The sequence below is a fragment of the Lysobacter capsici genome (genome assembly GCF_014779555.2).
GTDB lineage: Bacteria > Pseudomonadota > Gammaproteobacteria > Xanthomonadales > Xanthomonadaceae > Lysobacter > Lysobacter capsici.
The window spans coordinates 4,573,656-4,587,299 of the sequence record NZ_CP094357.1; the positions used below are offsets into that span (position 1 = coordinate 4,573,656).

Consider the following 13,644-nt stretch of genomic DNA (forward strand, 5'->3'; position numbering starts at 1 on the left):
TCGCGGAAGATGAACGCCGAAGCCCGATAGATGGCGCTCGCGTTGCCCGCTTGCAAGGGATACGGCAAGCTAACGGCCGTTTTTCCGTCTGCCGGATGCTCGCGTGCGCAAACCCTTCCGCCTGCTCCCGTTATCGTTGTGCATCGCCATCGCCCTGCCCGCTTACGCGGCGGACGACAACGAGAATTGGGGGCTGTGCCCGCTGATCGACGCGGTGCCGTCCTTCGACGACGCCCCCGCCCCGACCGGCACCGCCGACCAGCGCACCGCCCAGCCGACCGACATCGACGGCGGCACCCTGCAGCGCGGCAGCAACGAGCAGAACATCGTGGTCCAGGACAACGTCCGGCTCAGCCGCGGCGACCAGTTCCTGGGCACCGACAAGCTCAGCTACAACCAGGAGTCGGGCAAGTACACGGCCGAAGGCCACGTGCGCTACCAGGACTCGAGCATGCGCATGGTCGCCGAGCACGCCGAGGGCGACCAGAACGCCGATCAGCACCGCATCGACGACGTCGAATACCAGCTGACCTCGCGCCGCGGCAACGGCGGCGCCGAACGCATCGACTTGAACGGCGCCAAGGGCGCGCTGCACAGCTCGACCTACTCGACCTGCGCGCCGAACCAGCGCGTGTGGGAACTGCGCGCCCACCGCATCGACCTGGACACCGACAAGGGCATGGGCGTGGCGCGCAACGCGACCTTGCGCATCGGCAAGATCCCGGTGCTGTACGTGCCGTGGTTCATGTTCCCGATCGACGACCAGCGCCGTACCGGCCTGCTGTTTCCGAACATCGGCGTGTCGGGCAAGAACGGTTTCGACTGGCGCCAGCCGATCTACCTCAACCTCGCGCCGAACTACGACGCCACCTTGTTCCCGCGCTACATGAGCAAGCGCGGCGTGGCGATGGGCGGCGAGTTCCGCTGGCTGTACGAGCGCGGCTCGGGCGAGGTCTCGGGCAACTGGATGCCCAGCGACGACCTGCCCCGCAACGACCCCGACCGCTACACCGATTATCGCCGCAACGACCCCAACGGCCTGTTCGAGATTCCCAGGGACCGCATGCCGGAAAAGAACCGCGGCGAGTTCGCGCTCAAGGCCCAGCACCGCCTCGACGGCACCTGGTACGCCGGCGCCAACCTGGCCTGGGTCAGCGACAAGTACTACCTGCAGGACTTCAACAACAGCCTGTACGGCCAGTCGGCGATTTCGCTGCGCAGCGAAATCGGCCTGTACGGCCGCGGCCGCTACTGGGACGCGAGCATCATCGCCGACCACAACCAGCTGGCCGACTTCACCCTGCAGGAAAACTCGCTGGCCTACGACCGCCTGCCGCGCGCGACCTTCCACTGGGCGCAGCCGTGGGGCAAGTGGGTCGAGACCGGTGTCGACACCGAGGCGGTGCGCTTCCAGCACGAAGACATGAAGTTCACCCCGGGCGACCCGGCCGCGCCGATCGGCCTGCGCCGCGAGATCCCCGGCGGCAGCCGGTTCGACATCAAGCCCTACGTCAGCTTCCCGCTGGAAGGCTCGGCCTGGTTCATCCGGCCCAAGCTGGCCTGGCGCTACACCGCGTACGAACTCGAAGGCGACCTGGCCCAGCAGCTCGCGGCCAGTCAGGCGGCGGCCTTCGCCACGGCCAACAACGTGCCCAACACGCCGGAGCTGGCGCGCAGCTTCTATAACAAGTCGCCCACGCGCAGCCTGCCGATCACCTCGATCGACGCGGGCATGTACTTCGACCGCGAGACCGAAATCCGCGGCGAGAACTACCTGCATACCCTGGAACCGCGCGTGTTCTACCTGCGCGCGCCGTACCGCGACCAGGGCGGCATCCCGCTGTTCGACACCAACCCGATGTCGTTCAGCTGGGGCGCGCTGTTCCGCGACAACCGCTACTCCGGCGCCGACCGCCAGACCGACGCCAACCAGCTGACCACCGCGCTGACCACCCGCCTGATCAATTCCGAGGACGGCCGCGAGCGGCTGGCGGCGAGCATCGGCCAGATCCAGTACTTCGACGACATCCGCGTGGTCGCCGGCGCGGAAACCCCGATCAAGCAGGGCAAGTCGGCCTGGGTCGCCGACGTCAGCGTCTCGCCGAGCGACCGCTGGACGATCAACGCCACCTACCAGTGGGACCCGCGCCTGCGCAGCGAGGACCTGGCCACCCTGCGCGCGCGCTATCTGTTCGGCGACGCCGGCGTGGTCAACTTCGCCTATCGCTATCGCCGCAACCTGTCGGTGCTGCCGACCGCGCCGCGCGAGCAGCGCGATCAGTTCGAGCAGGCCGACTTCTCGTTCCTGTACCCGATCAACAACAACTGGAGCGTGGTCGGCCGCTACTACTACTCGATCAAGGACAAGCGTCCGCTCGAGCAGATCGCCGGCGTGCAGTGGGAAAGCTGCTGCCTGGCGGTGCGCGCCATCGCCCGCCGCTACCAGCGCAACCGCTCCGAAGACCTCAACAGCTCCTTTCAGGTGGAGTTCGAACTCAAGGGTCTAGGCTCCGCCGGCCAGAACACGGAGCGCGTTTTGCGCCGTGCTATTCTCGGCTATAACCGCGACGACCTGTATCTGGCGCCGCCGTCTCCCACGGTCAGCCGCGAAAACCGCGGCAACGACGCCGACGACTCGACCCTCGACCCGACCCTATGAACAAACTTTTCGCGAGTCCGTTGCTCGCCGGCCTGATCGCCGGTGGCCTGCTGTTCGGTGGGGCGGTCCACGCCCAGGACGTGCAGCCGATCGATCGTATCGCCGCCGTCGTCGATGAAGACGTCATCCTCAAGACCGAACTCGACCGCGCGGTCGCCAACATCCTGGCCCAGTACGCCGGCCGCAGCGAGCAACTGCCGCCGCGCGACGTGCTCGAAAAGCAGGTGCTCGAGCGCCTGATCCTGCTCAAGATCCAGGTCGCCCAGGCCCAGGGCACCGGCGTGCGCGTGACCGATCAGGAAATCGATCAGGCCATCGGCGGCATCGCCCAGTCCAACAAGATCAGCGTCGAACAGCTGCGCCAGCAGCTGGCCCGCGACGGCAGCAGCTACACCGATTTCCGCGCCTCGATCCGCGACGAGCTGCTGGTCCAGCGCCTGCGCCAGCGTTTCGCCCAGACCCGGGTCTCGGTCAGCGACGCCGAGGTCGACGCCGCGCTGGCGGCGCAGGCCAACACCGGCACCCAGTACCACCTCGCCCACATCCTCGTGGCCCTGCCCGAGGGCGCCACCGCCGAGCAGATCGCGACCGCGCAGAAGAAGGTCGACGGCGTCAAGGCGCTGATCGACAAGGGCGAGATGGACTTCAACGCCGCCGCCGTGCGCTATTCCGACAGCCCCAACGCGCTGGAAGGCGGCGACCTGGGCTGGCGCAACGGCGACGAAATCCCGGCCGCGTTCAGCGACCTGATGAAGCAGATGAAGCCGGGCCAGATCACCGCCCCGCTGCGTGGTCCGAGCGGCTTCCAGCTGCTCAAGCTGGTCGAAGTCCGCGACGCCTCGCAGTCGGCGCCGCAGATGGTCACCCAGTACCACGCCCGCCACATCCTGGTCCGGGTCAGCGACAAGGTCAGCGAAGCGCAGGCCAAGGCCAAGGCCGAGACCCTGCGCGCGCGCATCGCCGGCGGCGCCAAGTTCGAGGACGTGGTCAAGGAAAGCTCCGAGGACCTGGGCACCCAGAACAAGGGCGGCGACCTGGGCTGGTTCATGAAGGACGAATTCGGTCCCGAGTTCGGCGGCGCGGTCACCAGCCTGGCCGACAACGACATCTCGCAGCCGATCCACACCAGCGCCGGCTACCACATCGTCCAGCGTCTGGGCACGCGCGAAAGCGACGTCGCCGACCAGAGCAAGCGCGCCCAGGTCCAGGAGACCATCGGCCGCCGCAAGCTGGAAGAAGAGTGGAACCGCTTCCTGCGCGAGAAGCGCGGCGAAGCCTACGTGGACTTCCGCATCGGCAAGGGTTCGGAGGGCAACCAGCCCGGCACCGAGACCACCCTGCCGACCGCCAAGCCCGCCGGCAGCTGACGTGACCCCGCCCCGGCTCGCGCTGGTGCCGGGCGAGCCGGCCGGCGTCGGGCCGGAGCTGTGCGTGCGGCTGCTGCAACGGCCGCGCGATTACGATCTGGTCGGCTTCGCCGATCCGCGCAGCCTGCGCGCCGCCGCCGACGCGCTCGGCCTGCCCCTGACCCTGCTGCCGCCCGATCGCCCCTCGCGGGCGCCCGGCGAACTGGCCCTGGTCGAGATACCCAACCCGGTCCACCCGGCCTTCGGCACGCCCGAGCCGGGCAACGCCGCGGCGGTGATCCAGGCCCTGCTCGACAGCGCCCAGGGCTGCCTGGACGGCCGGTTCGACGGCGTGGTCACCGGTCCCGTGCACAAGGCCGTGATCAACGCCGGCGGCATCGCCTACACCGGCACCACCGAACTGCTGGCAAACCAGGCCGGACGCGAGGTGGTGATGATGCTGGCCAACGACATCGTCCGGGTCGCGCTGGCCACCACCCACCTGCCGCTGCGCGCGGTCGCCGATGCGATCGAGCCCGCCGCCCTGACCCGCACCCTGCGCACCGTCCACGCCGCCCTGCGCCACGACTTCGGCATCGCCCGGCCGCGCATCGCCGTGCTCGGCCTGAACCCGCATGCCGGGGAGGCCGGGCACCTGGGCATGGAAGAGATCGAGGTGATCGAACCGGTCATGGCCGCGCTGCGCAACGAAGGTTTCGACCTGATCGGCCCGCTGCCGGCCGACACCGCGTTCCTGCCGGCCAAGCTGCAAGGCTTCGACGCGGTCCTGGCGATGTACCACGACCAGGGCCTGCCGGTGCTCAAATACAGCGGCTTCGAGCGCGCGGTGAACCTGACCCTGGGCCTGCCCTACCCGCGCGTCGCGGTCGATCACGGCACCGCGCTGGACCTGGCCGGGCGCGGCCTGGCCGACCCGTCCAGCCTGATCGGCGCCGCCGACACCTGCGCGCGCATCGCGCGCACCCGCCGCAACCTGCCCGGAGGCACGCCATGACCGGCACCGCCAAGAGCCACGCCAAGGGCTTCAAGCCCGAAGCCAAGAAACACCTGGGCCAGCACTTCCTGCACGACCAGGGGATCATCTCGATGATCGTGCAGGCCGTGGACCCCAAGCCCGGCGACCGCCTGGTCGAGATCGGCCCGGGCCAGGGCGCGATCACCTTCCCGCTGCTGGACCGCCACGGCGAGCTGACCGTGATCGAGTTCGACCGCGACCTGATCTTCCCGCTCAGTGAAGGCGCGCGCGCCCACGGCACCCTGGAAGTGATCCACCGCGACGTGCTGACCGTGGATTTCAGCGCGCTCGCCAACGAAAGCCCGATCCGCCTGGTCGGCAACCTGCCCTACAACCTGTCCTCGCCGATCCTGTTCCATGCCCTGGACCACGCCGGCTCGATCGTCGACATGCACTTCATGCTGCAAAAGGAAGTGGTCGACCGCATGGCCGCCGGTCCCGGCAGCAAGGTCTACGGCCGGCTGAGCGTGATGCTGCAGGCGTATTGCCAGGTGATCGCGCTGTTCGATGTGCCACCTGGCGCATTTCGTCCGCCGCCGAAGGTGGATTCGGCGGTGGTGCGGATGATCCCGCACCCGCCGCAGAAGATCGGCATCGACGACCGCGCGCTGTTCGCGCGCGTGGTCCGCGACGCCTTCGGCCAACGCCGCAAGACCCTGCGCAACGCCCTGTCGCGGATCTGCGAAGGCGCCGCGATCGAAGCCGCCGGCCTGCGCCCGGATGCGCGCGCCGAGCAGATCGAAGTCGCCGATTTCGTGGCCCTGGCCAATTGGCTCAAGGCCAATGCGCAGGTCGAGGCCGATACCGGCGAGGACGCGGCCGACAACACGGATTGAGCGATTACGATCCACCCGAGGCAGCCGATCCACACACCCTCGCCAGCCAGCGCCGCATCGGCGCCAGCGCGCCACTGAACGACACGGCGAAGTTTTCCGCCGGCGAAAACCGCGGCGCGCCGGCACCGCTTCGCGCATGCCAATTCGCGTGAGCGTTCGCACCCTACCGCCTCGCACGCCGCAGGACCGCGGTCCTGCGACCGCATCGCCGTTGTCCCGGATTCGACCGCATAAGCCGTTATCCCGAAGACTCATTCCCGCTTCATCCCCGCTTTGCTTAAACTGCCGCCATGGAACCGCAACGCCACGACTACGCCTTCGACATCGATGTCGCGACCCGCTACCTGGACGACCAGTCCGAGCCGGAGCAGGATCGCTATGTCTTTGCCTACACCATCCACATCCGCAACGCCGGCAAGGTTCCCGCGCGCCTGATCTCGCGCCACTGGGTGATCACCGACGCCAACGGCAAGGTGCAGGAAGTGCGCGGCGACGGCGTGGTCGGCGAACAGCCCTGGCTGCGGCCGGGCGACGATTACGAATACACCTCGGGCGCGGTGCTCGAAACCAGCCTGGGGACGATGGAGGGCAGCTACGCGATGGTGGCCGACGACGGCACCCAGTTCGAAGCGCCGGTGCCGACGTTCACGCTCACCATTCCGCGCACCCTGCACTGAGCGCGGACGACACATGACTGTTTGGGCAATAGGCGACCTGCAAGGCTGCTACGACGCGACTCAGCGCCTGCTGGAACGCATCCGGTTCGATCCCGCGCGGGATCGGCTGTGGTTCTGCGGCGATCTGGTCAACCGCGGCGGGCAATCGCTGGAAACGCTGCGGCTGGTGCATTCGCTGCGCGAGTACAGCACCACCGTGCTCGGCAATCACGACCTGTCGCTGCTGGCGATCGGCGAGCGCACCGAGGAAGAGAAGCGCAAGGTCAATCCCGATCTGCAGCGCATCGTCCTGGCCGAGGACGGCCCGGCCCTGCTCGACTGGCTGCGCCTGCAGAAACTGGTGCATGTCGACCGCAAGCTCGGCTGGATGATGGTGCATGCCGGCCTCGCGCCGAAGTGGACCACCGCGATGGCCGAGCGCCACGCGCGCGAAGTCGAGGAGCGCCTGCACGGCGATCAGTACAAGCGCCTGCTCAAGAACATGTACGGCGATCGCCCGGCCTGGAATCCGAAACTCGCCGGCATCGACCGCCACCGCGCGATCATCAACATCTTCACCCGCCTGCGCTATTGCACGCCGCGCGGCCGCATCGCATTCGAGGACAAGGGCAGCCCGGGCACGCAGCCGGTCGGCCTGTACCCGTGGTACGAAGTGCCGGGCCGGGCCGAGCGCGATCTCAAGATCGTGTGCGGGCATTGGTCGACCCTGGGCCTGTTCATCGGCCACGGCGTGCATGCGATCGACACCGGCGCGGTATGGGGCGGCAAGCTCACCGCGCTGCAGCTCGACACCGACGAACTGCGGCTGGTGCAGGTGCCCGGTCGCGACGTGCCGGCGCATCCGCCGCGGCCGCGGCCACCGCGTCAGCCTAACTGAGCGAGGCACGCGCATGCGCCAGGGAAGGTCGCGATCACAGCCATCCTCGGGGCCTGCACCGACGATGCGGCAAATCTTCGCCACACCCGCGCGAGTGGCGCGGATTTCAGTAACGGCGAAACCGATGCCGGCGACGACCTTCGCGCGAACGGTCACCGCCTTGCTGATCGCCGCGCTCGCCGCCGCATGTTCGCAGCCCGCCTCGCCGCCGGCCGAACGCACGACCGTGAGGGTCTGGCCGGCGCCATCCGCAGAACCCGCGGCAGCGTCGCCGCCCCTAGTCGCCGCCGCGCGCGCCCAGGTCGGCGTGGTGCGGCGGTACGACCCCGCCTACGTGCAACTGGCTTATCCCGGCGGCGACGTCGCCGCCGATCGCGGCGTCTGCACCGACGTGGTGATCCGCGCCTTGCGCGTGCAGGGCCTGGACCTGCAACAGACCGTGCACGAGGACATGCGCGCGAACTTCGCCGCGTATCCGTCGATCTGGCGGGCGAAATCCACCGACCGCAACATCGATCATCGCCGCGTGCCCAACCTGCGCCGCTGGTTCGAACGCCAGCGCTGGTCGTTGCCGGTCAGCGAGCGCGCCGACGACTACCGCGCCGGCGATCTGGTGACCTGGGAGCTCAACGGCGGCCTGCCGCATATCGGCATCGTGTCCGACCGCAAATCCTGGGACCGGCAGCGGCCGTTGATCCTGCACAACATCGCGCGCGGCACCCAGGAAGACGATGTGCTGTTCGATTATCCGATCACCGGGCATTACCGGCCGGTGTTGCCCGGCGCCGCGGTGGTCTCGCGATGACCGCCCCCGGGCGATCCGGCACGGACGCGCGCAGCGCCGCGCAATCGCCGGCGCGCAGCAAGCAGGACGAACTCGACTGGCAGGCCGCGAAGGCGAAAAGACCCGATCTCATGCTGCTGATGATCTGCACCGTCCTCGCCGCGATGGTGCTGGTGGGGATCGTGCGCACCCACCTCGAGATTCCCGAGCCGGCTGCTGCGCGAAGTGCCGAACGCGCCGCATCCGCGAACGCCGCCACGGCGCGCGCCGGTCCGCCGCCGAGCGCCACCCCGCTCATCCTGGAGCGCGTGTTCGACAGCACGCTCGCCAATCTCAAGAAAGAAAACGCCGTGCAACCTGAGGCTCAACGCCGGACCGCGGCCTATCGTTCGATGCTGACGCGCATGATCGCCAGCGCCCAGCTCAAGCTGGGCCTGGAAACCTTTGAGTGCGGACTCAGACTGTGCATCGGCTCGCTGCGCGGCGACGCAGCCGCCTACGCCACCTTGTTCGGCGCGATCGTGGACGCGCCGTTGCCGGTCTACGACGTCATCGATTACTCGACCGAACGCGAGCGCGGCGACGGCCCGCATCGTTTCGTCTTCTCGGTGAACCAGGGCAACGACGAAGCGAGCGCGCCCGCGCGCCCCGACGCCAACCGCTGATCCAGCCGGCCTCAGTCCATGCCCAGGCGGACGTATTCCACGTATTCGACATCGAACTCGTTGCGCTCGTCGGCGCGATGCGACTCGCGCGCGACCTCGCGCCATTCGTCGCGATCGAAACGCGGGAAGAACGTATCGGCGCCTTCGACCTCGGTATCGACCCGGGTCAGGTGCATGCGCGAAGCCGACGGCAGGCACAGCGCGTAGATCTCGCCGCCGCCGATCACGCACAGCTCGGCGGCGCCGTCGGCCCGGGCCAGTTCCAGCGCCTGTTCGGTCGAACCCACCGCTTCCATGCCGGCGAACGGCACCTCCCCGGAGCGGGTCAGCACCAGATTGCGTCGGCCCGGCAGCGCGCGGCCGAGCGATTGCGCGGTCTTGCGTCCCATCAGCAAGGGTTTGCCGAGGGTCAGCGCCTTGAAGCGCTTGAGGTCGTCGGACAAGCGCCACGGCAGCGCGTTGTCGCGGCCGATGGCGTGCTTGCGGTCGAGTGCAGCGATCAGTACCAAAGCGGTCATACCCAACTCCTTCGCTGTGGCGCCCGCGGCAGGCGGACGCCGGCTTATTCGCTCTGCCTGAGCGTATCGGACAGGCGTCCATGCGCCGCGAAATTCCGTTCGCCGTCACGGTCGCGCTCGCCGTCGGAGCCGTCCTGGCGATAGCCGCCGTATTCGACATCGTCGAGCTTCCAGCGCCCGTCCTCGCGCAGCATCTGCACGCGGTCGGTCCAGCGCGAGGTGCCGCTGGGTTCGGTGTAGCTGAATTCGATTTCGAAACTTTCCAGATCCGCCGTCCGCACGATGTGCTTGCCAAGTTTGAAGGTGGTCACACCGTCATCCCTGCTGGTGAAGAAATCGCCTTCGATGTACGGCGGCTTCACGCCCGGCGCCTGCGCGATCACCCGATCGCGCTCACGCGCGGCCGGCGCCATCAGCGCGAGCAACCGCCGGGACAGCATGGGTTGGTAACGCGCGAGGTCTTCGCCGACCGGCAGGCCGCTGGCCTTGAGCCGCACATGCATCCGATAGAAGGCTTGCAGCGCATCGGCGGCGCTGTCGCCGACCGCGGGCGGCTCAGCGACCGCTTCGGCGCGCACGCCCGGTTCGACGGCGGGCGCGGGCGGCGGCGGTGGAGTCGGCGGCGTGCGCTCGGTCGCCTGCATCGGCGCGATGTCCCGCGGCGCGACCGACACTTCGTCGGTCGGGCTCAGGCACGCGGTCGAACTCAACACCAACATGGACGCGAATCCGACGTTCAAACGCTGCCGCAACGGCCTCATCGCGCCGCGCTCAAACCGCCACCGGAGCCTTGATCGCCGGCAACGGGTCGTAGCCTTCGATGGCGATGTCGTCGAAAGTGAAATCGAAGATATCGCGCACGTCGGGATTGAGCTTGAGCGTCGGCAGCGCGCGCGGCGTGCGCGACAACTGCTCGCGCGCCTGGTCGAAGTGGTTGCTGTACAGATGCGCATCGCCGAGGGTATGCACGAAATCGCCGACGCCCAGGCCGCAGACCTGCGCGACCATGTGGGTCAGCAAGGCGTAGCTGGCGATGTTGAACGGCACGCCGAGGAAGATGTCGCCGCTGCGCTGGTACAACTGGCAGCTGAGCTTGCCGTCGGCGACGTAGAACTGGAACAGCGCGTGGCACGGCATCAGCGCCATCTTCGGCAGGTCGGCGACGTTCCAGGCGCTGACGATCAAGCGGCGCGAATCGGGATTGCGCTTGATCTCGTCGATCACCCAGCGGATCTGGTCGATCTCCACGCCGTCCGCGCCGGACCAGCGTCGCCACTGCTTGCCGTAGACCGGGCCGAGTTCGCCGTCGGCGTTGGCCCATTCGTCCCAGATGCTGACCTTGTGCTCTTTCAGGTAAGCGGTGTTGGTCTCGCCTTTGAGAAACCACAGCAGCTCGTGCACGATCGAGCGCAGATGCAGTTTCTTGGTGGTGAGTAGTGGGAAGCCGGCGTTCAAGTCGTAGCGCAGCTGCCAGCCGAACACGCTGCGCGTGCCGGTGCCGGTGCGGTCGGATTTTTCGGTGCCGTGATCGAGCACGTGACGCAGCAGGTCGAGGTAGTTGTGCATGGCTCAGCCCTTGTTCGTGGTCGCGGCGGCATCGGCCGGTTCGGCGGCCGGCAACTGCGGCTGCAGGGTCGGCGAACGCGTCGACCGCCACAGCCAGAACAGGCCCAGCAGGATCAGCGGCGTGCTCAGCACCTGGCCCATGGTCAGCCAACCAAATGCGAGGTAGCCGTGATCGCCGATCTGCGCATCGGGCACGCGCACGAATTCGACGATGAAGCGGAAGCAGCCGTATAGCAGCGCGAACATGCCCGACACCGCATAACGCGGACGCGGCTTGCGCGAGAACCACCACAGGATCGCGAACATGGCCACGCCCTCCAGCGCGGCCTGATACAGCTGCGAGGGATGCCGCGCGTAGCGGTCCAGCGCGCCGGCGGCGTACTGGGTCTGCAGTTGCTGGGTGGTCCAGTTGGCGAATTCCGGCGCGCGCGGGAAGATCACGCCCCAGCCGGCGTCGGTGAACTTGCCCCACAACTCGCCGCCGATGTAATTGCCCAGGCGGCCGAAACCGAGGCCCGGCGGTACCAGCGGGGCGACGAAATCCATCACGTCGAAGAAGTGGGTGCGATGGCTGCGCGCCCACCACCAGGCCGCGACCATCACCCCGATCAGGCCGCCGTGGAAGCTCATGCCGCCTTCCCAGATGCGCACCAGCATCAGCGGGTCTTTGACCAGTTCGGCGAAGTTGTAGAAGAACACGTAGCCGATGCGGCCGCCGAGGACCACGCCGAGCATGGCGTAGAACAGCAGATCGCCGTAAGCCTGTTCGCTGACGCCGGGCAGACGGCCGGCGCGCACGCGCTGGCGGCCGAGCCACCAGGCGCTGACGAACCCGAGCAGATACATGATCCCGTACCAATGGACTTGCAGCGGGCCGAGATGGAGTGCGATCGGGTCGATCTGGTGCAGGATGGTCATGCGGCGGGGCGGCTCGAGGGCGGATGACCGGCTTATTGTGCCCCAGGCCGCCCGCAGCCGGGGTGCCGGTTGCGGCCGCTGACCGCGGGCGCGGATCGGGTTTCAGCGTGGGTTCGGGCTGGGTTGGGTCGGGGCTGGAACTCGGTTTTCGATCGGGCTGCGGTCGGTACGAGTCCGGCGAGAGGACTTCGGCGTCAACGCTTTGCGATTCGATAGTGCGAGGCGCGCGGACCGTCTTGGGGAAGTAGCTTCGTCGACAGAATATTTCGCGCAATGCAGCGGTCCCGAAGGTCGATCAGGCCGTGCGCCGCATCGCTTAGAGCCGCACCGGCCGATCCGGCAACTCATTGCCCTCGCCGTCCGCTCCGCCGCGCTTGCCAAGGGACGACTCTGCCGAGAATTCATCGCGCGGGAACTGCTCGGCGATGATCTCCGACAAGGCCGCGATCCCGCCGAGCAACGCCGCCTCGGCCTCGCCCGCGGCCAAGGCCTGCTGGATGCGCTCGCACACCGCCTGCCAACGCTCGTCGCCGACCCGCGCGGCATAGCCGCGATCGGCGACGATCTCGATCCGGTGATCGGCCAACAGCAGGTACAGCAGCACGCCGTTGTTGGCCGCGGTGTCCCACACCCGCAACTGCGCGAACGCGACATGCGCGGCGTCGCGCGCATCGCGTCCGTCGAGCAGTTCGCCCAGGCTCAATCGCGACTCGACCGCGAAACACAACTGGCCGCGATGATGGCGTTCGCCGGCCGCGATCGCCTCGCCGATCCGCTCCAGGCTGGCGGCCGGAAACACTCGCCGCGACGAAAGCGCGAACAGATGACGTAGCCAACGCATCACCAACTCCCCGAGGCGCCGCCGCCTCCGCTGGACCCGCCGCCGCCCGACCAGCCACCGCCACCGCCGCCACCACCGCCCCAACCGCCACCGCTGTAGCCGCCCGAGCCGCCGCTGCTGACGAACATCCCGCCACCGCCGCCGATCAGGCCGAATACCAGGCCGACCACACCGGCCACCACGACCAGCCACAGCGACGGCGACAACTGCCACACCACGAAGGCCGACACCAATCCGGACACGATCCCGCGAATCAAGGCCGGCAGGCGGCGGATGAAAATATTCAGGATGCCGTTGGCGAAACTCGCCACCACGATCGCCAGGATCAGACCGGTCATGCCCGAGGCGACGGCCTGGCCGGCGACCGCGTCGTCGTCGCCGGCCAGCGGCGGCGGCAAGGGTTCGCCGTCGATCAGCTTGGTCAGCATCGCGGTGGCGTCGGCGAGGCCGCCGGCGTAATCGCCTTCGCGGAATTTCGGGGTGATGTATTCCTGGATGATGCGTCCGGCCTGGGCGTCGGTGATCGCGCCCTCCAGGCCGTAACCGACTTCGATGCGCACCCGCCGATCGTCCTTGGCGACCACCAGCAGCACGCCGTCGGACACGCCCTTGCGGCCGAGCTGGAACTGATCGAACGCGCGCACCGCGTAGGAATCGATGTCCTCGGGCTGGGTGCTCGCGACCATCAGGATCTGCAACTGGCTGCCCTTGCGTTGCTGCAACGCGCGCGCCTGCGCATCGAGCTGCGCGCGCGCGCCGTCGTCGAGCGTGCCGGTGGTATCGACCACCGGCGACTGCATCGCCGGGATCGCCGCCAGCGCCTGCGCGAACGCGCTGGCCATCGGCAGCAGCAGGCACACCATGAGCAACACGCGCAGCGCGAACGCTGCCCGCATCGAACGGCCGATCGACATGTCGTGG

13 protein-coding genes and 1 pseudogene are annotated in these 13,644 nt (G+C 68.3%); 8 read left to right on the top strand and 6 right to left on the bottom strand.

The genetic code is table 11. The features are described from left to right. Positions 1 to 103 precede the first annotated feature (103 nt). The 8 genes and pseudogenes from lptD (at position 104) to IEQ11_RS18800 (ending at position 8,880) form a co-directional block, all read left to right on the top strand. Positions 104 to 2,659: an LPS assembly protein LptD gene (gene lptD / locus IEQ11_RS18765; protein WP_046657706.1), complete on the top strand. Its 2,556-nt coding sequence runs from the start codon at positions 104 to 106 to the stop codon at positions 2,657 to 2,659. Then, positions 2,656 to 4,033: pseudogene (locus tag IEQ11_RS18770) on the top strand (peptidylprolyl isomerase); the annotation flags it as partial. The gene lptD and the pseudogene IEQ11_RS18770, both read left to right, overlap by 4 nt. Then, positions 4,028 to 5,020, top strand: coding sequence for a 4-hydroxythreonine-4-phosphate dehydrogenase PdxA (pdxA, locus tag IEQ11_RS18775; RefSeq protein ID WP_191823720.1), 993 nt, complete (start codon positions 4,028 to 4,030; stop codon positions 5,018 to 5,020). The pseudogene IEQ11_RS18770 and the gene pdxA, both read left to right, overlap by 6 nt. Then, positions 5,017 to 5,877: a 16S rRNA (adenine(1518)-N(6)/adenine(1519)-N(6))-dimethyltransferase RsmA gene (rsmA, locus tag IEQ11_RS18780; protein ID WP_046657709.1), complete on the top strand. Its 861-nt coding sequence runs from the start codon at positions 5,017 to 5,019 to the stop codon at positions 5,875 to 5,877. Before pdxA ends, rsmA begins: the two co-directional genes overlap by 4 nt. 290 nt (positions 5,878 to 6,167) lie before the next feature. Further along, positions 6,168 to 6,554, top strand: a complete 387-nt coding sequence (gene apaG, locus IEQ11_RS18785) for a Co2+/Mg2+ efflux protein ApaG (RefSeq protein WP_036115350.1) — start codon at positions 6,168 to 6,170, stop codon at positions 6,552 to 6,554. A gap of 13 nt (positions 6,555 to 6,567) precedes the next feature. Further along, positions 6,568 to 7,431 (top strand): symmetrical bis(5'-nucleosyl)-tetraphosphatase, encoded by an 864-nt coding sequence (locus IEQ11_RS18790; protein WP_046659280.1) that lies wholly within the window; start codon positions 6,568 to 6,570, stop codon positions 7,429 to 7,431. Positions 7,432 to 7,555: 124 nt separating this feature from the next. Next, the gene (locus IEQ11_RS18795; protein ID WP_191823721.1) at positions 7,556 to 8,236 is read left to right on the top strand and encodes a DUF1287 domain-containing protein; all 681 of its coding nucleotides are present in this window, start codon (positions 7,556 to 7,558) and stop codon (positions 8,234 to 8,236) included. After that, complete coding sequence (locus tag IEQ11_RS18800) at positions 8,233 to 8,880, top strand: hypothetical protein (RefSeq protein ID WP_191823722.1); 648 nt, start codon at positions 8,233 to 8,235, stop codon at positions 8,878 to 8,880. Before IEQ11_RS18795 ends, IEQ11_RS18800 begins: the two co-directional genes overlap by 4 nt. Positions 8,881 to 8,891: 11 nt before the next feature. Here IEQ11_RS18800 and IEQ11_RS18805 read toward each other — a convergent pair whose 3' ends face one another. The 6 genes from IEQ11_RS18805 to IEQ11_RS18830 all read right to left on the bottom strand — a co-directional run bounded on the left by IEQ11_RS18805 (position 8,892) and on the right by IEQ11_RS18830 (position 13,619). After that, the gene (locus tag IEQ11_RS18805) at positions 8,892 to 9,398 is read right to left on the bottom strand and encodes a dihydrofolate reductase (RefSeq protein WP_191823723.1); all 507 of its coding nucleotides are present in this window, start codon (positions 9,396 to 9,398) and stop codon (positions 8,892 to 8,894) included. A 44-nt stretch (positions 9,399 to 9,442) separates the two neighbouring features. Continuing rightward, positions 9,443 to 10,117 (bottom strand): DUF3828 domain-containing protein, encoded by a 675-nt coding sequence (locus IEQ11_RS18810; protein WP_191823724.1) that lies wholly within the window; start codon positions 10,115 to 10,117, stop codon positions 9,443 to 9,445. Positions 10,118 to 10,169: 52 nt separating this feature from the next. Next, a complete protein-coding gene (locus IEQ11_RS18815; protein ID WP_191823725.1) occupies positions 10,170 to 10,964 on the bottom strand; it encodes a thymidylate synthase in 795 nt (264 codons plus the stop codon). 3 nt (positions 10,965 to 10,967) lie between these two features. Then, complete coding sequence (gene lgt, locus IEQ11_RS18820) at positions 10,968 to 11,882, bottom strand: prolipoprotein diacylglyceryl transferase (RefSeq protein ID WP_191823726.1); 915 nt, start codon at positions 11,880 to 11,882, stop codon at positions 10,968 to 10,970. A gap of 316 nt (positions 11,883 to 12,198) precedes the next feature. Continuing rightward, entirely contained in the window at positions 12,199 to 12,723 is a 525-nt protein-coding gene (locus IEQ11_RS18825) for a TPM domain-containing protein (protein ID WP_191823727.1), read from the bottom strand. Continuing rightward, on the bottom strand, positions 12,723 to 13,619 hold the full coding sequence (locus IEQ11_RS18830; protein ID WP_191823730.1) for a TPM domain-containing protein: 897 nt from the start codon (positions 13,617 to 13,619) through the stop codon (positions 12,723 to 12,725). The genes IEQ11_RS18825 and IEQ11_RS18830 overlap by 1 nt, the downstream gene beginning before the upstream one ends. Positions 13,620 to 13,644: the final 25 nt, after the last annotated feature.

Excerpts from the sequence above, each read along its gene's own strand:
- apaG (WP_036115350.1), top strand. The coding sequence starts at position 6,168 with ATGGAACCGCAACGCCACGACTACGCCTTCGACATCGATGTCGCGACC.
- IEQ11_RS18805 (WP_191823723.1), bottom strand. The coding sequence starts at position 9,398 with ATGACCGCTTTGGTACTGATCGCTGCACTCGACCGCAAGCACGCCATC.
- IEQ11_RS18825 (WP_191823727.1), bottom strand. The coding sequence starts at position 12,723 with ATGCGTTGGCTACGTCATCTGTTCGCGCTTTCGTCGCGGCGAGTGTTT.
- IEQ11_RS18800 (WP_191823722.1), top strand. The coding sequence starts at position 8,233 with ATGACCGCCCCCGGGCGATCCGGCACGGACGCGCGCAGCGCCGCGCAA.
- IEQ11_RS18830 (WP_191823730.1), bottom strand. The coding sequence starts at position 13,619 with ATGCGGGCAGCGTTCGCGCTGCGCGTGTTGCTCATGGTGTGCCTGCTG.
- IEQ11_RS18790 (WP_046659280.1), top strand. The coding sequence starts at position 6,568 with ATGACTGTTTGGGCAATAGGCGACCTGCAAGGCTGCTACGACGCGACT.
- lgt (WP_191823726.1), bottom strand. The coding sequence starts at position 11,882 with ATGACCATCCTGCACCAGATCGACCCGATCGCACTCCATCTCGGCCCG.
- IEQ11_RS18810 (WP_191823724.1), bottom strand. The coding sequence starts at position 10,117 with ATGTTGGTGTTGAGTTCGACCGCGTGCCTGAGCCCGACCGACGAAGTG.
- IEQ11_RS18815 (WP_191823725.1), bottom strand. The coding sequence starts at position 10,964 with ATGCACAACTACCTCGACCTGCTGCGTCACGTGCTCGATCACGGCACC.
- rsmA (WP_046657709.1), top strand. The coding sequence starts at position 5,017 with ATGACCGGCACCGCCAAGAGCCACGCCAAGGGCTTCAAGCCCGAAGCC.
- IEQ11_RS18795 (WP_191823721.1), top strand. The coding sequence starts at position 7,556 with ATGCCGGCGACGACCTTCGCGCGAACGGTCACCGCCTTGCTGATCGCC.